Annotated in this window: 18 protein-coding genes; 9 read left to right on the top strand and 9 right to left on the bottom strand. The window is 67.3% G+C overall.

Annotated elements, in window-relative coordinates:
* Positions 1 to 69 precede the first annotated feature (69 nt).
* The 3 genes from JOD67_RS07895 to JOD67_RS07885 all read left to right on the top strand — a co-directional run bounded on the left by JOD67_RS07895 (position 70) and on the right by JOD67_RS07885 (position 4,338).
* Positions 70 to 1,875: an ABC transporter ATP-binding protein gene (locus tag JOD67_RS07895; protein WP_307782314.1), complete on the top strand. Its 1,806-nt coding sequence runs from the start codon at positions 70 to 72 to the stop codon at positions 1,873 to 1,875.
* Entirely contained in the window at positions 1,868 to 3,649 is a 1,782-nt protein-coding gene (locus JOD67_RS07890) for an ABC transporter ATP-binding protein (protein WP_205116657.1), read from the top strand. The genes JOD67_RS07895 and JOD67_RS07890 overlap by 8 nt, the downstream gene beginning before the upstream one ends.
* A gap of 179 nt (positions 3,650 to 3,828) precedes the next feature.
* Positions 3,829 to 4,338, top strand: coding sequence for a hypothetical protein (locus JOD67_RS07885; protein WP_205116655.1), 510 nt, complete (start codon positions 3,829 to 3,831; stop codon positions 4,336 to 4,338).
* Here the strand turns inward: JOD67_RS07885 and JOD67_RS07880 are convergent.
* The 5 genes from JOD67_RS07880 to JOD67_RS07860 are packed head-to-tail and all read right to left on the bottom strand — an operon-like array spanning position 4,319 to position 8,438.
* Positions 4,319 to 4,831 (bottom strand): hypothetical protein, encoded by a 513-nt coding sequence (locus tag JOD67_RS07880; protein ID WP_205116653.1) that lies wholly within the window; start codon positions 4,829 to 4,831, stop codon positions 4,319 to 4,321. The two genes, JOD67_RS07885 and JOD67_RS07880, sit on opposite strands and share 20 nt — an antisense overlap.
* The gene (locus tag JOD67_RS07875) at positions 4,828 to 6,060 is read right to left on the bottom strand and encodes a DUF58 domain-containing protein (protein WP_205116651.1); all 1,233 of its coding nucleotides are present in this window, start codon (positions 6,058 to 6,060) and stop codon (positions 4,828 to 4,830) included. The genes JOD67_RS07880 and JOD67_RS07875 overlap by 4 nt, the downstream gene beginning before the upstream one ends.
* Positions 6,061 to 6,073: 13 nt before the next feature.
* The gene (locus tag JOD67_RS07870) at positions 6,074 to 7,063 is read right to left on the bottom strand and encodes an AAA family ATPase (protein ID WP_205116650.1); all 990 of its coding nucleotides are present in this window, start codon (positions 7,061 to 7,063) and stop codon (positions 6,074 to 6,076) included.
* Positions 7,060 to 7,572: a hypothetical protein gene (locus JOD67_RS07865; RefSeq protein WP_205116648.1), complete on the bottom strand. Its 513-nt coding sequence runs from the start codon at positions 7,570 to 7,572 to the stop codon at positions 7,060 to 7,062. The genes JOD67_RS07870 and JOD67_RS07865 overlap by 4 nt, the downstream gene beginning before the upstream one ends.
* A complete protein-coding gene (locus JOD67_RS07860; protein WP_205116646.1) occupies positions 7,569 to 8,438 on the bottom strand; it encodes a DUF4129 domain-containing protein in 870 nt (289 codons plus the stop codon). Before JOD67_RS07860 ends, JOD67_RS07865 begins: the two co-directional genes overlap by 4 nt.
* Before the next feature lie 776 nt (positions 8,439 to 9,214).
* Between JOD67_RS07860 and JOD67_RS07855 the strand changes: the two genes are divergently transcribed.
* Both JOD67_RS07855 and JOD67_RS07850 read left to right on the top strand, forming a co-directional pair.
* A complete protein-coding gene (locus tag JOD67_RS07855) occupies positions 9,215 to 9,580 on the top strand; it encodes a GNAT family N-acetyltransferase (RefSeq protein ID WP_239553762.1) in 366 nt (121 codons plus the stop codon).
* A 141-nt stretch (positions 9,581 to 9,721) separates the two neighbouring features.
* Positions 9,722 to 10,201: a P-loop nucleotide/nucleoside kinase family protein gene (locus JOD67_RS07850; RefSeq protein ID WP_205116642.1), complete on the top strand. Its 480-nt coding sequence runs from the start codon at positions 9,722 to 9,724 to the stop codon at positions 10,199 to 10,201.
* Between the two features lie 256 nt (positions 10,202 to 10,457).
* On the opposite strand, the gene JOD67_RS07845 is transcribed toward JOD67_RS07850, so the two are convergent.
* From JOD67_RS07845 to JOD67_RS07835, 3 genes are all read right to left on the bottom strand, one after another.
* On the bottom strand, positions 10,458 to 11,387 hold the full coding sequence (locus tag JOD67_RS07845; protein WP_205116640.1) for an alpha/beta hydrolase: 930 nt from the start codon (positions 11,385 to 11,387) through the stop codon (positions 10,458 to 10,460).
* A 327-nt stretch (positions 11,388 to 11,714) separates the two neighbouring features.
* On the bottom strand, positions 11,715 to 12,593 hold the full coding sequence (locus JOD67_RS07840; protein ID WP_205116638.1) for a phosphotransferase enzyme family protein: 879 nt from the start codon (positions 12,591 to 12,593) through the stop codon (positions 11,715 to 11,717).
* Positions 12,594 to 12,912: 319 nt separating this feature from the next.
* Complete coding sequence (locus tag JOD67_RS07835) at positions 12,913 to 13,119, bottom strand: hypothetical protein (protein ID WP_205116636.1); 207 nt, start codon at positions 13,117 to 13,119, stop codon at positions 12,913 to 12,915.
* A gap of 252 nt (positions 13,120 to 13,371) precedes the next feature.
* On the opposite strand from JOD67_RS07835, the gene JOD67_RS07830 reads away from it, so the two are divergent.
* From JOD67_RS07830 to JOD67_RS07815, 4 genes are read left to right on the top strand one after another with little or no spacing between them, the layout of a single operon-like run.
* Positions 13,372 to 13,581, top strand: a complete 210-nt coding sequence (locus JOD67_RS07830) for a hypothetical protein (protein WP_205116634.1) — start codon at positions 13,372 to 13,374, stop codon at positions 13,579 to 13,581.
* The gene (locus JOD67_RS07825) at positions 13,578 to 14,099 is read left to right on the top strand and encodes a DUF6879 family protein (RefSeq protein ID WP_205116631.1); all 522 of its coding nucleotides are present in this window, start codon (positions 13,578 to 13,580) and stop codon (positions 14,097 to 14,099) included. Before JOD67_RS07830 ends, JOD67_RS07825 begins: the two co-directional genes overlap by 4 nt.
* Entirely contained in the window at positions 14,029 to 14,958 is a 930-nt protein-coding gene (locus JOD67_RS07820; protein ID WP_307782313.1) for a helix-turn-helix domain-containing protein, read from the top strand. The genes JOD67_RS07825 and JOD67_RS07820 overlap by 71 nt, the downstream gene beginning before the upstream one ends.
* A gap of 35 nt (positions 14,959 to 14,993) precedes the next feature.
* A complete protein-coding gene (locus JOD67_RS07815; protein WP_205116628.1) occupies positions 14,994 to 15,263 on the top strand; it encodes a hypothetical protein in 270 nt (89 codons plus the stop codon).
* Positions 15,264 to 15,670: 407 nt separating this feature from the next.
* Here the strand turns inward: JOD67_RS07815 and JOD67_RS07810 are convergent, their stop codons facing one another.
* Positions 15,671 to 16,498, bottom strand: coding sequence for a hypothetical protein (locus tag JOD67_RS07810; protein ID WP_205116627.1), 828 nt, complete (start codon positions 16,496 to 16,498; stop codon positions 15,671 to 15,673).
* Positions 16,499 to 16,507 lie beyond the last annotated feature (9 nt).

Genomic DNA, 16,507 nt, shown 5'->3' with positions numbered 1-16,507 from the left:
GCAACCCTTCGTTACGGTCCCGCCGAAACTCGGGTGCGGTTGTCGGTGGGCACCGTTACGGTCGATCGAGTGCTGACCCTCATGCGGTACGCCCTGCGGGTGGCGCCTGGAAGTACGGCCCTGACGATCGGTCTCGCGGCACTCGGCTCGGTGTTCGGCATCGCCGTGACCTTGCTGACCGGACAGGTCGTCGGCGCTGTTCCAGGTGTGCTCAGCGACTCACCGGACGCGATGCCGCTCGCTCAGTTCGCCTGGCTGCTGGCCGGGCTGCTCGGCGTGTTCGTCATCCAGAGCCTTACTCCCGCGATCCACCAGGTCGCCTCGATGATCATGGACGCCGCGCTCGTACGCGATGTCGGCAACGCGATCACCGAGCCGCTGCTGCGCCCGCACCGCGTCGCACACCTGGAGGACACCGAGGTGCAGGACAGTCAGGAGCGGGCGAAGGGCAAGGCCGGCTTCCAGACCGTCACCGGTATGCAGACGCTGCCGTGGCTGATCGCGAGCCGGATCTCGTTGATCGGCTCCGCGGTGATCGTCGGCTTCATGTTCTCCTGGTGGGTGGCCGCGATGCTCGTCGCGGTGACGCTCGTGCTCGAGTGGTACGGCGGCCGCCTCGTCGAACGCGAGATCGACGTCTGGTGGGGCAACACCGAGGAACAGCGGCGCGCCAACTATCTGTTCGACCTCGGCATGCGCGACGCCCCGAAGGAGCTGCGCGTCTTCGGGCTCTCCGGCTGGCTCGTCGACAGGTACGTCCGCGACTGGACCGCCGGCTTCCTCCCCGTGTGGGAGCGGCGTCGCACGAACGCGAAGTGGTCGGTGCTCGCCGGTGGGCTCCACCTGGCCGGGACCGCCGTCGCGATCCTGCTCGTCGGCCGCGCGGCGATCGCCGGGGAGCTCCCGCTGACCGAGATCGCCACGACCGTGCCCGCGATCCTCGGCGTCGCGATGTCCGGCAACGGCTACAGCGTCGTGCAGGTACGCCGCGGGCTGTCCGCCTACCGCGCGATGAAGCAGCTGCCGGAGACGATCGCCGAACGGCATCCCGAGCCCGCCTCGTCCAGCAACCATCGGGTCGAGACCATGCCGGCACGCGAGGTGCGGTTCGAGAACGTGAGCTTCCGCTACCCGAACTCCGAGGTCGACGTCCTCAAGAATCTCGACCTCACCATCCGCGCGCACGAGGCGCTCGCGCTGGTCGGCGTCAACGGTGCGGGCAAGTCGACGTTGGTGAAGCTGCTCGGCGGCGCGTACAAGCCGACCACCGGGCGGATCCTCGTTGACGGCGTGGACCTTGCCGAGCTCGACCTCGCGGCCTGGCAGCGCCGGATCGCCGCCATCGTGCAGGACTTCCTGCGTTTCCCGTTGTCTGTCACGGACAACGTCGTGTTCGGTGCGGTCGAACGAGCCGGCGACGACACCACGCTCGCGAAGGTAGCGCGCGAGGCCGGCATCGACGACGTGGTCGCCGGACTGCCGGCGAAGTGGGACACCGTGCTGGACAAGACGTTCGACGGCGGCGTCGACCTGTCCGGTGGTGAGTGGCAGCGGATCGCGTTGGCCCGTGCGTTGTTCGCTGTCCACGCCGGCGCGGGTGTGTTGGTGCTGGACGAACCCGCTGCCGCGTTGGACGTACGCGCCGAGGCGGCACTGATCGAGCGGTATCTCGAGCTGACCTCAGGGGTGGCTTCGTTGATCATCTCGCACCGGTTCTCCGTTGTGCGTAACGCGGATCGGATCTGCGTGCTCGCCGATGGCGGGATCATCGAGGACGGTACGCACGACGAGCTGCTGGACCGCGGCGGCACGTACGCGACGATGTTCCGGCTGCAGGCCGAGCGCTACGTGACCGTGGAGGCCGAGAATGCGTAGCGTCCGGATCGTCTGGCTGTGGTTCTCGACGTCGTTCCGGGCCGCGCCGGTCCTGATGACGGTATCGGCGGTGCTCGTCGCCGCCCGGGCCGCTGCTGCGCCGGCGCAGACGTACGGCGTCGCGCTGCTCGTCGATGGGCTGACCGCGCAGCGTTCCGCGACGATCGGGCTGGGCATCGGCATCATCGTCGGCGGGCTGGGGGTCTCCTACATCGCGGACGTGCTTGGTGGGCCGCTGCAGGACACGGCGCAGGAACGCATGGCCGGTCGCGTGCACGCCGACCTGCTGCGGGTCACGTCGGGGATCCCCGGGCTGACGCACCACGAGCGGCCGGACGTGGCGGACAAGATCGAGCTGGTGCGCGAGCGTGCGTGGCGGATGGGCGTCGGCGCCGAGGTGCTGTTGTGGGCGTTCGCGACGATCGCCAACACGGTGACCGTGCTCGGCCTGCTGGCCTCGGTGCATCCGCTGCTGTTGCTGCTGCCGTTGCTCGGGGCGACGCGGATCTGGTCGGCGTACGTGAGCGGCTCGAAGCAGCACAAGGCGTGGGAGTCGACGTTGCCGCAAGAGCGGCTGATCGACCGGTTGATCGAGATGGCCAAGGACGCCCGGACTGCTCTGGAGCTTCGAGTCTTCGGGCTCGGCCAGGTGCTGCTCGATCGGATCTTCTCCTTGCAGACGGCGCGATTCGAGCGTCGGGTGGCCGCGGCACGCTGGGGCGGCAAGGTCGACGGCGCGGTGCGGTTGGCGTTCGGGCTCATCTACGCGGCGGCGATCGTGTGGGTGATCATGCGGGCGCGGGCCGGTCAGCAGACGGCGGGCGATGTCGTTCTCGTGTTGCTGCTGGCGCCGCAGGTCGACCAGATGACGGGCGGGATCGCGAGGAACGTCTACTGGGTGGGCGAGGTGGTGCGGAGCTTCTCGCGGTACGACTGGCTGCGGGAGTACGCGAAGTCGCACTCGTGGCAGTCCAGCGTCGCCGCGGCACCCGCTCGGCTGACGTCGGGGATCGAGCTGCGGAACGTGGGATTCTCCTATCCTGGAACGGACTTCTCCGTCCTCTCCGACGTGTCGTTGACGTTACCGGCGGGGTCGGCGGTGGCGTTGGTGGGCGAGAACGGCGCGGGCAAGACGACGTTGGTGAAGTTGCTCGCACGGCTGTACGACCCGACGTCTGGGCAGGTGCTCGTCGACGGCGTGGACCTCGCCTCGATCTCGCCGGACTCGTGGCGTGGGCAGTTGTCGGCGGGGTTCCAGGACTTCGTCAAGTTCGAATTGACAGCACGTGAGGTCGTGGGGATCGGCGATGTCGCGCGTTCGTCGGACGAGGCGGCGGTGCGTGCCGCCATCGCGCGAGGCGACGCGGCGTCCGTGGTCGCGGGGTTGCCGAAGGGGCTGGACTCGCAGCTGGGCAAGAAGTTCACCGACGGCGTGGAGCTGTCCGGTGGCCAGTGGCAGCGCCTCGCGTTGGCCCGCGCGTTCATGCGCGAACGCCCGCTGCTGTTGCTGCTGGACGAGCCGACCGCGGCGCTGGACCCGGAGGCGGAGCACCGGCTGTACGAGCAGTACGCCTCGGCGGCGAAGATCGCGGCCACCGAGACCGGCGGCATCACCGTGCTGGTGTCGCACCGGTTCTCGACCGTACGGATGGCCGACCTGATCGTGGTGATGCACGAGGGCCGGGTGGAGGAGTTCGGCAGCCACGAGGAGCTGCTGGCTGCAGGACGCCGCTACGCCGAGCTCTTCGAGCTCCAAGCCCGCGCCTACCGCTGACGCCCATCCAGCGCCCGGGGGCCAATGATCATGTTGACATGATCATTTGCCCCTTTACGCGGGGTAGACGCCAGGTAGAGGGGCCACTGGCCAGGTGAGGCGAACCCTGCGATGCGCATCTTGCGCATGATGCGCATCGCACGTACGCTGGCACCACCTCGCGAGGGACAGGAGAGTCGATGGCCCGACTCAACATCAGCATCCCGGACGCTCTGTACGAGCGCCTGGATCGGCTCAGGGACCGCGTCAACGCCTCGAAGGTGTGCGCGGCTGCCCTGGAAAAGGAGCTGACGATGATCGAAAGTCCCACCGTGGCGATGGACAGCACGGAGGCTAAGGCCGCCCTGCTGGTTGGACGACTGCGAGGTCACCGCGAGGAGTGGTATCAGCGCGGACGAGAGGCCGGCGAGGGCTGGGCTCTCGAGGTGGCGTCGCTCGAAGAGCTCAAGGAGGTCGAGCGAGGCTGGTCGGGGATCGAGGACTTCGACCTGATCACGAGCGGCGCTGAGCGGCTCGGAAGCTTTGCGGACAAGCTCCCCTACACGTTCACCGAGCGCGACGACGCCATCTGGAACGAGCCACTCGCCATGGATGCGGCGATCCGTGGCGCCTACCTTCTCGGCTGGCACAAGGCGGTCACCGAGCTGTGGGCCGCCGCCCGCCCCCAGCTCATGGAGAGCGACGACTAGCCCGCCGACCAACTGCGAGGAACGCGGCGCCGAACAACGCCACGGGGGCGAGCAGAACGAGCCAAGCCCGGGCGTCGATCGGGAGCAGCAGCGTCACCACGATCACGACGGTCGCGCAGCCGCTCGCCACCAGCAAAGGCACCTGCGCCCGTACCCAGGCGGCCAACCCCACAGCCCGCAACGCGGCAGCACCGGCCAACGTGCCAGCGAGATCCGTCGCCAGCAGATAGCCGAACACCAGCAGCGCGATCAACGTCGCCGACGGGATCGACAGCCGCGAGTACATCGCCGCCACGCCGGCGCCCGAGACGACCAGCACCACCACGATCGGCTCCAGGAACGACAGCCACGACCGCCAGCCGGCGATCAACGCCGCCGCCCCGCCGAGAACGAGCAGCCAACCGTTATACGGCGGTGGCAGATGCACCACCGTCACCACCACACACGCCAAGCCCCAAGCCGCCGTGCCCAACTGCACCAGCAAGGAAGTCATCGGCCCACCCGGATCAGCGGCTCGAGCCGAACACGGTCCAGCGCGACGCCAGACTCCTCGTCCCACTTGAGCAAAGTCACGCCGAGCGCACGCAGGCCATGCAGCAGCACCTCGCGTTCGAGCCGCCAGATCCGCAACCCCAGCTCGTCCGCCGCTCCCTTCCCAACTGGCTCGACGGTGAGCACGTCCACGACAACGACGGCATGACCACGTTCGCGCAGGTCCCGAATCGCCTCCATCGCGCGCGGATCGAGCAACGGGCTGAAGAAGAACACCAACGCACCCGGAGGCAACGCCTGCCGCGGCAGGTGCGCGATGTCCGGATCGATGACGCTCTCGTCGAGGCGCGCGGCGAGCAGCGTCTCGACGATGCGGAAGTACTGCCGCGTCCCGGCGTCGGGCGCGAGCCAGCGAAGCCGCCCGCCGAGCGAGACGAGCCCGACGCGGTCGGCATAACGCAGGTACGCCTGCACGACGGCGGCCGCGCCACGGACGCCGAGGTCGAGGCTCGACGTCGGGAACGGCCCGACGTCCACGGTCGTGTCGACGACCGCGATCACGTCGGCGGCGCGTTCGGCGGCGAACTCGTTGACGTACAAGGCACGTCGCCGCGTACTCACCGGCCAGTTGATCCGCCGCGCCAGGTCGCCCGGCGCGTACGGACGAGTGCCCGCGAACTCCACGCCCGCCCCGACCCGGCGCGCGACGTGACTGCCGACGCGCGCAAGCAGCGCTGGTGGAACGGCGACATCGCGAGCCCGCGACGGCGGCGGGAACACCGTGAGCTGACCGACCGAGATCTTCGCCATGCCCTGATGCCCGAACGTCGCGGTCCGCACCTCGATGCGCACCGGCCCCACCGGCCACCGCCCCCAGCGCCGCGGCCGCAGCACCCACACCGCCTCGTGCGACATCGTGCGGAACGACGTCCGCCGGATCGGCGGCTCGACGTCGAACGTCTCCGGCACCTCCAGCTCGAGCGCGATTTCCCCAAGCACAGCGGACGAACTGACCCGAACGCGTACCTCGATCGGGTCACCCTCGAAGCACCGCGGCTCGTCGATGTGCGCCTCGACGTCGAGCCGCTCCACCCGAGGCGTGCGGAACGTGAGGACGAGCGCCACCAGACAGGGAGCGGCGAGAACGATGAGCTCCGCGCGGCCGGACATGCCGGCGATCGCGGCGGCGAGCAGCCCGACGGTCGCGAGCCGGCGTGCGAACCGGCTCACCCGCCAGCGCGGCTCAACGAACCCGAGCGGCTTCATCCGCATGCACGGGTCGGGTCGGCGGCGTGGGGACCTGGGCGAGCACCTCGGCGACGACGTCGTCGCCGGAGACGCGGCGCACCCACAGCTCGGGCCGGAGGACGAGGCGGTGCCCGAGCGCTGGTACGGCGACGCGCTTGATGTCCTCGGGCGTGACGTACTCGCGGCCAGCCAGGACAGCGGCGCCGCGGGCGAGCTGCGTGACCGCGAGCGTTCCGCGCGGCGACGCGCCGACCATCGCCTTCGGGTGATGCCTGGTGGCGTTGACGATCGAGACCACGTACGCGACGAGGTCGTCGTGCACCTCGATCTGTTCCAGCGACTCCGACATCGCGACGACGTCGTTCGCGGTGGTGATCTGCCGGAGCACGGGCGGCGCCGAGCCGCGGGCGATGCGGCGCCGGACCATGTCCGCTTCGGCATCGGCGGGGAGGTAACCGAGCCTTGTCCGCAAGAGGAATCGGTCCAGTTGCGCTTCGGGGAGCGGGTAGGTGCCCTCGTACTCGATCGGGTTCTCGGTGGCGAGAACGGCGAACGGCTGCGGCAGCTTCCGCGTCACGCCGTCGGCGGTGACCTGACGTTCCTCCATCGCTTCGAGCAACGCCGCTTGGGTCTTCGGCGGCGTGCGGTTGATCTCGTCGGCGAGCAGGATCTGCGTGAAGACAGGACCCTCGCGGAACGAGAACTCACCGGTCTTCTGGTCGTAGATCGAAGCGCCGGTGAGGTCCTGCGGGAGCAGGTCGGGGGTGAACTGGATCCGGGAGAACGACAGCCCGAGGATCTGCGCGAACGACCGGGCGAGCAGCGTTTTACCCAACCCGGGAAGGTCTTCGAGCAGGACGTGGCCGCCGGCGAGAATGCCGAGCAGGACCTGCTCGACGGTGTCGCGCTTGCCGACGACGACGCGTTCGACCTCGTCGATGACCGCCTCGGCTCGGGCCTTGGTCTGCGCCGGGGTGAATGTCACGGGTGCTCCTTCTCGGCGCTCGTGGTGCTGGGTAGTGACTCGATCGCACGGACGACGTCGTCCAACGCGCGGAGCTCGTAGCCGGGTTCGCCGCGGTCGTCGCGCGCGGGCTCTCCGGGGCGGAGGACCGACCAGGCGTGCTCGCCGAGCAGCGCTCTCGCCCGGTCGGGCTGCTTGGCGAGGTCGATGCCGCTCCCGTCGCTGAGGCGGACCTCGAGCGCCCGGAGCAGTCGTCGGCGCAGGCCGTGGTCGAAGTCGCGGACCGAGTAGTGCGCCCAGGACAGGTCGCCGGCGATGCGTTCGTACGACGGGAACGGCACCCGGATCTTCTTGCGACGCCACGGCCAGCGCAGATTCGTGTTGCCTGGTTGGCCATCGGTCAGTTGCAACCGCAGGATGAGCAGCTCGGTGGCGAGCACGACGGTGAGGCCGAGCAGCAGCCCGGCGACCCCCTTGAGGACCGCCGCGGCGATGAGCAGCCCGAAGGCCAGGACACGTAGCCGGCTCACCGTTGCGGGACCCGTTCGCCGAGGTCGTCCTCGAGACTGCGCAGCGCGGTCGCGGCGTCGTCGGGTGCGCTGTCGGCGAGCGGGCGTTCGGAGAAGCGCGCTTCGCGGAACAGTTCGGCCAGCCGTTCGGCGGCGTGGCTCGCCCGCGGCCCGAACAGGTCGCCCACGGACGCTCGCGCGAGCAGCTCCGCCGGGGTGTCGGCGATGCGTTTGGCGACGCCGGCGTTAGCGAGCGCGTTCTCCATCGCCGCGTACGCCCGCAGCACGCGGTCGCGGGCGTCGCCGCTTCCGGCGAGCATCGCGCGGCCTTCGGCGAGGACGGCCCTGATCTGCTCGGCCGCCTCGTTCCGCTGCTGCTGGACGCCGGTGGGCGTGGGGGCGCGGCGGGCCGCGAGGACGACGAAGACCGTGATCGCGGCGATGAACAGCAGCGTGACGATCGCGACCGGCCAGGACCAGAACGGGAGATCGGGGCCCTGCCCAGGACCACCCGTGGGCGCCGACCCGGCCGGTTCGTACTTCGTCGGTTGCTGGCCGAGGCGGTCCCAATTGATGATGATCACGTAGATCAGGCCGAAGATGATGGCCATCCGGAGCATCGAGGTGAAGAAGCTCTCCCGCTTGCGTTCGCGGCTGGCGCCCTTGTCGCCCTTGCTCATCAGCAACAGGATCACGAAGCCGGCGGCCGCGGCACAGAGGATGACGATGAGCGCGGCGGCGAGCTGGCTGCGGTCGAGCCGGTCGTCCGGCAGCGCGATCTGTTCGCGCGACGCGATCCCGATCGCGGCGACCGCCAGCAACGCGACGATGCCAGCCGGCAACAACCACCGACGGCCCGTGCCGCGGACCCAACGCGTCACATCCATCGGTCGCCGCCTTCCTCCCCGGGCGCGCCTGGCCGTCACCTTATGCCGCGCCAGCCCGGCCAGACGATCGAACGAGATACCGATTCGGCAACGGATGTACCGGAGAGTGACCGAATCCGGCGCCCCGCTGTGACGTTCAGTGAGGAGCTGCTCCTAGGGCCATGAACGCGCCTCATCGGGTTGGGTCGGGGGCACCCTCGTCCCATAGGTCCGGACCAGGGTGCCCCCGACCCAGCCAGAGCTCGCCCCACCAGCACCACGGGCCACCTCGACACCAGCCGGACCGCCGCACCTATTGAATGAAGGGCACCTTCATTCAATAGCCCGGCCCATCCACCATGTCCCATCAAACTGTGGGGTTCTGGTCGCGAAGAGCAGAGGGTCCCCTCGCTCGAGGAGGCTGGTCATGTCAATATATACCCTCAAATCGGATCGTTGGATTTTGGCCTTGCAGATCGCGACCGACGTTGTTGCAGGTGAGGGCACGGAGGTGGCATCAACGTCGTGAGATTGCCGTCGACCACTCCTTGCCGTCGTCCTCGCAACTAGCCATCGATAGGCCGGAGTGGAGCGAGTCATTAGGGTCGAAGATCACGAAGTGACGCCATCGGCGCCCTTGAAGCGCGCCACAGCGGCCGGACAGTGGCATGCGAGGAGGACGGCACCCCGCGCTCGCCCCCATCGACGACGGTACTCTTCGTTGAATCGCTGATCATGAGGTGGGCGCCGTGGGACCTGGGCGGGGCGTGTCCGTCGAGTTCAGGCATCGCGAACCGTTGGATGAGGACGAGCTGCAGCGGTTGTTCGAGGCGTCGTGGCCTGACGGGCGCAAGGATGGCTATCGGTCGGTCTTAGAACAGAGCTTCACCTGGGTGACTGCCCACGCACCCGCGGCGCTCGTCGGCTTCGTGAACGTTGCCTGGGATGGTGGGATCCACTTCTTCCTGCTCGACACAACGGTTCACCCGGAGTGGCGTCATCGCGGGATCGGGTGGCGGCTCGTGCGGGAGCCCGCCGCGGATTGCCGGGGCTATCTCCACGTGGATGCCGACGAGGTGCTGATGACATCGTTCTACTCGCCGTGTGGCTTCAAGCCGACGCCGGCCGGCGTGCTCGACACGCGGGCTGCCAGGTCCGAATGACAGTACCGTCGCCGACTGGTCCGCCCCGGCCCGGCCGAGGGCAGAACCCGGCCTTCTCGGACCGACTGACATCCATGTTGTGACGCGGGCATCATCTGGCACACGGCAAGAGACGAGGATGCCTCGCCCTACACTCGGCGGATGCCCACGGCACATCTCATCTATGGCTACATCGGCTCTGGCAAGACGACGTACGCCCAGGAGTTGGAACGAACGCTTCCGGCCATGCGATTCACCACGGACGAGTGGATCGCCAAGCTGTACGACGAAGATGAGTCCCATCTCCAAGACTTCCGCGCACTCGTGAGTCGAGTCGAGGCCGTGATGGAGCCACTGTGGTGCCGCTGTCTAGAACTCGGGATCGATGTCGTTGTCTATATGGGATTCTGGGCCCGCACGAAGCGTGACGCGGCGCGCTCCCTGGCCGAACATCTAGGTGCCACGGCGCAGCTTCACTACGTGCATTGCCCCGACGAGATCGCCTGGGCACGAGTCGAACACCGCAACCAGGACCTGCCCGGCAACAGCATCCGGATGGTCCGTAACACCTTCGACGTGCTAAAGGTCAGGTTCGAGCCGCTCGGCGACGACGAGGAGCATGTACGAACCGAGACATCGTAGGGTAGGCCCGCCGCGTCGCCCAAGTCGTGCCATTGGCGTGCTAGTCGGCCGTACCGTTCGCGGGCTCCCCTGCGGTACCGGCCCGGCCATCCGCCCCATGGTCGAACCCAGACTACCTCCAGGCCATTCGCCAGCCGGGTACACCGCTGATCGAGCCGTCATATCTCTCCGATTCCCAAGCTGACAGTCCACGGGTTATACGCGGGACGATCATGAACTCCGTCGGTTGTGACGACCAGCCCCCGCTGAGGACCGCCTATCGGCGAAGGTGATGGTCAAAGAACTCGATGGTCTGCTCGCCGATGTTGTCCCAGACGTCGCTGTCGTATGGGAGGTCGGGGTTGTCGCGGAGGTTGTGATAGCCGCCTTCGATGGGGATGAATGTCGTGGTGGCACCGGCTTGTTCCAGCGCGCGGTGTAGGTGTTCGCCTTGTTCGAAGGGGACGGTCTCGTCACGGGTGCCGTGAACGATGAGGTACGGCGGTGCGTCGCGGTGGACGTGGTTGATCGGGCTGGCGAGTCGCATGAGGTCCTGTCGTTGGGCGAGTGGGCCGCCGAAGAGCTGGGAGAGGGTGTCGACGGGTCCGCCGAGGTCCCTACAGAATCGAATCGGCGGTTGTGGCGGTGGCTGGGTGGATTGGCAGCTGTCGAGGCTGAGGAAGTCAGAGTTGGCGCTGATGGCAACGACGGCTTGCACAGTGCTGGAGTAGCCGGGTGAGCCGCTGTCGCCTTCGATGTCGGGGTTGTCGCTGGTGAGTCCGGCCAAGGCGGCGAGGTGGCCGCCGGCTGAGTCGCCGAGGATGCCGATCCGATCGGGATCGATGGGGTAGTCGTCGGTATGCGCCCGTAGCCAGCGGATCGCAGCCTTGACGTCGTGGATCGGCGCGGGAAAGGGAGCTTGCCAGCTGAGCCGCACAGAGATGGCCCCGGCGAGGAATCCCGCCGCCGCGAGGAACCGGATGCCGAGGCGGCTGACGGAGTATCCTGCGCGGTTCTCTTCAGTCCAGCCGGGGCCGGTCACGCGGATCACGGTCGGCAACGGCCTGTCTGGCAGCGGATAGGGTCCGAGCAGGTCGAGCACGAGCGTGGGTAGATCCGTCCTGCCGTACCGAATCCCGGTGATGCTGGTCAACGGTTCTGAGTTGATGGGCATCGCATAATCACCTTCCTTCGGTGTGCGGCCCATGCTCATCCATCAGGGCTTGCCGCACCGAGAGCGGATGACCGCAACCGGCCTAGCCCTACCGCAATTGCGGCGGCACAGCAGTGAGGTACAGCAGTGCAGGCAACCGTAACCAGCTCACGTAGACCAAACTGCTCGCCGGAAGCTCACACCGCGGCCCGTTAACGGGCCATTGGCCCAGGGCAAGCGAGGTACTCCGGGCCGTTTAAGCCCCCTCGCTCACACCGCGGACCGGGCTCGGAGCGCCGCAGATGTACCGTTCCCAAGCTGACAGTGCCGAGCCCCCGACGTCCGATCGAGCGGGTTGGCTATCCCGGGCCGATCCTCGCGTCACAGGGATAACAGGACGCGACGAAGAGAAACGAAGGCTGAAACCTTCGCCTCGTCCTCAACGGGGTCGGCGGCCTTGACCCGCCGCCAAAACGCGATATCGCGGCGCAGACGCTCTCGCATGAGCGGGATCAAGGAATTCGACGGTTGGACGGGGCCACCCGCTTGCCGGTATGCGGTCAGAAACTCCAGGGCGCGATCCAGCAGGAGGGTGTCGCCAGGTGGCGACTTCCCGAACTGCCAAACCGCTATTGCCAGTTCGGCGATCAGCGGCCCCCACTCAACTTCGTCCCAATCAACCAAGCCGACGATCTCCCCCTGCCGGCAGAGGATGTTGCCCGGAAAGAAGTCTCTGTGCATCCAGCCGATCTGCTCTTCGGCGGCTTGGTTGTCATGCCAGGATCGCAGCCACTCATCCAACTCAGCATCCGGGAGAAGTCGCGCAGCCTCGGAGTCGTCGCGATCCGGGGCTTGTCCATCACCGAGGCCGGAGCACTCCAGCGCCGCTTTGTGCAGCCGCCCCAAGAGGCGAGCCGCCTGCCGAAGCTGAGTGAGGTCTTGCCTGTCCAAGGGCAGGCCATCCACGAACGGCCAGACCGTGACCGGCTGTCCATCCCAGAGGAAGGCCGGCTCGCCGTCGGTCCCGACGAGCGGCCGGATCGCCTCCGGGATCGTGCGGGAGAACTCGTCGGCGACCCTGCACGAGCGCTGCAAGTCCTTCAGTTGGTAGTACTGCGACACTCGCACCACGACTGGCGGAACAGAGTCCAGCCGCCAGACCTTGGATGCAGACCCGCCGCCCAGCGCCTCGGCACTCCCGGCCACGACGCCGTACCGGTCAGCAACCGCCGACAGCAGTCCCTCAGGAATGGCTTGCATGCCGCGACCGTAGCGGGACTCAACTGCGTGTGCACAGGCTGCTGGCGTCGTCGGCCACAGTTTGCGCAGTCATGCGGGACTGCTGGACAGCCGTGGGCAGATCGCCAGCAAGAGCAGGCCCACCAACTGACGACTTTCGCATGGGTTCACCGCCGGCCGTGGGTCGGTCGGGTGACTGCGGAGGGAACTTTTGGTGTTCGACCCCTTGGTTTGCCCATGCCACGCAACTGAGCGGTCGTCCCTCGCGTCCGGATGAAGGACTCCGAGGTTGAGCCAGTGGGGTGGCGGTCTCGCGCGGAGCTGGGTACGGGCGAGACGCCTACACGAGTCCAGCTTTGACGAGCAGCGCACGCAGCACGCCCCGCCTGATACCGGCCGCCTCGTACCGGTCGCTGTGTTGTCTGTGAACGTTGCGGATCGGCTCGTCCTGCTCGTTCACGCACCAGCCGCTTCGCTGTCCGCAGTGTAGGCAGTAGGTAGCCAGCAGTCGTCGCCGTTCGGCATCGGCCTGCTCGTACTCGTCCATCCCACGCTTCCCCGTCAGTTGGCGAGCTCAGTTGTCCCCGGCATCCGCGGGTGCGTCGACCGGGGGTGTGGACTTTGGTGCGGGCGGCGGCCAGGAAGAGCCGGGGCATCCGACCGCCGCACCGTAGTCTCAGACTACGCAAGTCTAGTCGCGACTAACAAGGCTGTGTCGGGAATCTGTGTTCTGAGGCGTTGCGAGTCCGACTAGCCCGGGCTACCGTCTGTGCCACAGACACCACTCGCGGGAGGACCCATGAAGCTCACTCACATCGCAGGCATCTCCTGCCCCGACGACGACTGCCCCGCGGCGTACCTGACCGACCGCGGCACCGCGATCATCCAGGGCGGGATCGTCACCGACCCCGATGCTCTGGCCCGGCTCGGCCTGCCCGCCCACGAGACCGCCGTCGAGGTTCCGATCAGCCTGCTCCACGACGCCGCACTGGGACTTCCTGCCCAGTGAAGCTCAGCGACCTCTTCGACTCCTTCGAGCGCTCCGCGTTCCGGCTCGAAGCCCTGGACGCCTACGACGTCCCGCAGGACACGGAGCGGCTCGCGCAGTTCCTCGCAGGTGAGCCAATGAGCCCGCGCACCGTGGAGACCAGCCCGTGGCTCCAACGCGTCCAAAAGACAGTCGCCGAGGGCCGCTCCATGTCGAGGGTCCACGCGGTCAGCCGCCCGCTCACCGACTACATCCGATACGAGCTGGCCAGCTACGCGGGCAACGTCGCGGCCGGCGAACACGTCCTCATCGCCGATCGGGGCCAACACGACGACGGGCTGGCGGACCTGTCGGACGATTTCTGGCTGTTCGACGACGCGACCGTCGCGCTGATGCGCTACGACGCCGACGGAACGTTCCTCGGCGCCGAAGACGACACCGACCGCCTCGTCCACTACCGGGCGATCCGTGACCGCGCGGTCGCGGCAGCAGTTCCCTACAAGCACTTCATGGAGAGCGAAGGACTCCTTGCTCGATAACGACTCGACCACCTCGAAGCGTCGACGGCTCTCGTCGGCGCTTCGGGCCATGCGCGCCGACGCAGGCATCTCCACCGTTGCGCTCGCGGAGCGCCTTGGCTGGTCGCAAAGCAAGGTCAGCAAGATCGAGAACGGACGCACCCGGCCATCCACCGAGGACGTGACCGCCTGGTGCCACGCCTTCAAAGTGAAACCGGCAGCGGCACGTCAACTCGTCGACCTCGCAGCGCAGGCATACGTCGAGGCGCGCGGCTGGCGCACCAGTCGACAAGCCAGATACCGCAAGCTGAACGAGCGCGCCTCGCGCGTTGCCATGTACATGTCGCAGGTCGTCCCCGGCCTGTTCCAGACCGCCGAATACACCCGACGCGTGTTCGCCCTCTACGGCATCCCCGAACGCGACCAGGCAGCCGCCGTGGCCGCGCGAGTGGACCGCCAGTCCGTCCTCTACGACGACTCCAAACAGTTCGACGCCATCATCACCGAGGCCGCGCTGCGCTGGCAGCCAGGGCCGCGCCGTGTCTTACTCGCGCAGCTCGACCGCATCCTGTCGGTCATGACCCTCGACAACGTCCGCGTCGGCGTCGTCCCCCACGGAACCGAAGCACTGACGCTGCCCACCAACGCCTTCACCCTCCGCGAATTCCCCGACGCCGAACCCCTCGTCACCATCGAAACCCACACCGGCGAGATCGCCATCACCGACCCGGACGGCATCGTCACCTACACCGAGGTCTGGGCCCGCCACGAACGCGAAGCCGTCCACGGAAACCAAGCAGTAGCGTTCATCCGAACCCTCATGACCGAGCTCACCAACGGCGGCCCAGTCGACCACGCACGCGAACATCGCGCCAGCTGAAGCCCTGCGGTTGCGTCGGGTCAGCCTTAGACAGCTTGCCCGACAGCGCTGGACGCGAGTCCGAGCGCAACGACGAAGAGGCCGACCGCTTCGAGGCGAAGACCGTCGAGTGCGACTTGCCGGGTTGCTTGTCTGAGAAGGTCTACTTGTTCTGCCGTCTCGGCGCGAGACTCTGCGAGGACCTGCGCACGGTTGTTGATCTCTTGCGTCAGGCGATGTTCGACGTCCTGCGCCAGCCTGTGGACGCGGTTGAGACGGTCTTCAAGGGTCGCAAGCGCAGCTTCAGTCTCGATGTCGGCAGGTAATCCTGGAAACTTCATCACCGCCCGAAGTGAGAGTGCAGACTCGAGGGAGGGCAACGTAGCCGACATGTGTCCCGTGATGGTCCTGCGTCGTTGGAAGATCCGACGCCAGAGGGCTGCTACGTGGCGTCCGGCCGACTCGATTGGCCTTGCAAGCAGCGCGAAAATCGGGCGTACGAACTTGTCGTCATCCGTCCGCCAGCCCCGGAACGTCTGGCTTACGCCGACTCCCGTGAGTACGAGACCGCCGACTTGAAATATGTAGCTCGCGATCTGGAATCCATCCGACGCGGCCATTGCCGAAGTCCCTTCGTAAGTCCATTCGTAAGTCCGCCACCTTGGGGTGTTGACTGGATCGACGAGCGGCAGTATGAGCGTTGGCGGTTCTCCACCAAGCAGCAAGGTGGCGGTCACCCGGGAGCTTGACCGGTAGCTTCCGCCTCGCGTGACATCTGCGCGAGTGAGTCCAGCCATGCCGTTACGAGTCGGCTGACAAAGTCCCGACCTTCGCCTTCGGTCATGCTGTGTTTCGGTGGGGATCCGCCCATTCGGGCGTGTCGGGCTCGGCTGCCACTGACGTCGGGCCGGTTCGCAGACGCCGTGAAGGCGCTGTGCATGGTTGGCGTTGTTCCCGCGAGGTGTTGAAGCTGAGCCTTCCCAATGCTGTCGCGGATGATCTCGTGGACCTTGTACAGCTCAACCCAGCCGAGCATCTGTGGCTGACCCAGAATGGCCAAGACCTCTCTAGCGTGCGGGTTGGTGGCCGCAAGGGAAGCACGTGCCGGCCCTGGTGGCGGAGGGTCTGGCCGTGGGACTCCGGCACTGTCCGTGACGACGCCTGCTGCATGCATCCGTGCGCGGGCCTCGATAGTTGCGGCACCGACGACGGTGTGAGACTGGTCGCCGTCGTCGTATCGGCCGCTCAGGCTGACCGGGCGGAATCCGGCATGGTTTGCCCTGCCGAGTCCATTGATGGTGGGTAGCAGTTGCTGTGCGATCTCGTAGAACTGGACGTCGGCCGACCGGTTGTCGATCTGGGTCGATGTCAGATAGAAGGCAGTGCCTTCCTTGACCACTCTTGTGTCGCCGGACGGCAGCAAGTCGGCGAGGTCTTGAAGATCGAACTCGTGGCCATCGAGCCATACCTTCACTGTCACGGCGATTGAGCCTACGTTCTGGACGGACAACCCGTCCGCCGGTTTGCCATTCTGCGGATCGTCGCCGTTCGTGCGCACCACCTGTCGCTC

This window comes from Tenggerimyces flavus, assembly GCF_016907715.1.
Lineage (GTDB): Bacteria > Actinomycetota > Actinomycetes > Propionibacteriales > Actinopolymorphaceae > Tenggerimyces > Tenggerimyces flavus.
The sequence above is the reverse complement of the archived record's forward strand: the minus strand, read 5'-3'. Positions and strand labels throughout refer to the sequence as shown.

Excerpts from the sequence above, each read along its gene's own strand:
- JOD67_RS07890 (WP_205116657.1), top strand. The coding sequence starts at position 1,868 with ATGCGTAGCGTCCGGATCGTCTGGCTGTGGTTCTCGACGTCGTTCCGG.
- JOD67_RS07885 (WP_205116655.1), top strand. The coding sequence starts at position 3,829 with ATGGCCCGACTCAACATCAGCATCCCGGACGCTCTGTACGAGCGCCTG.
- JOD67_RS07880 (WP_205116653.1), bottom strand. The coding sequence starts at position 4,831 with ATGACTTCCTTGCTGGTGCAGTTGGGCACGGCGGCTTGGGGCTTGGCG.
- JOD67_RS07860 (WP_205116646.1), bottom strand. The coding sequence starts at position 8,438 with ATGGATGTGACGCGTTGGGTCCGCGGCACGGGCCGTCGGTGGTTGTTG.
- JOD67_RS07850 (WP_205116642.1), top strand. The coding sequence starts at position 9,722 with ATGCCCACGGCACATCTCATCTATGGCTACATCGGCTCTGGCAAGACG.
- JOD67_RS07845 (WP_205116640.1), bottom strand. The coding sequence starts at position 11,387 with ATGGGCCGCACACCGAAGGAAGGTGATTATGCGATGCCCATCAACTCA.
- JOD67_RS07840 (WP_205116638.1), bottom strand. The coding sequence starts at position 12,593 with ATGCAAGCCATTCCTGAGGGACTGCTGTCGGCGGTTGCTGACCGGTAC.
- JOD67_RS07835 (WP_205116636.1), bottom strand. The coding sequence starts at position 13,119 with ATGGACGAGTACGAGCAGGCCGATGCCGAACGGCGACGACTGCTGGCT.
- JOD67_RS07830 (WP_205116634.1), top strand. The coding sequence starts at position 13,372 with ATGAAGCTCACTCACATCGCAGGCATCTCCTGCCCCGACGACGACTGC.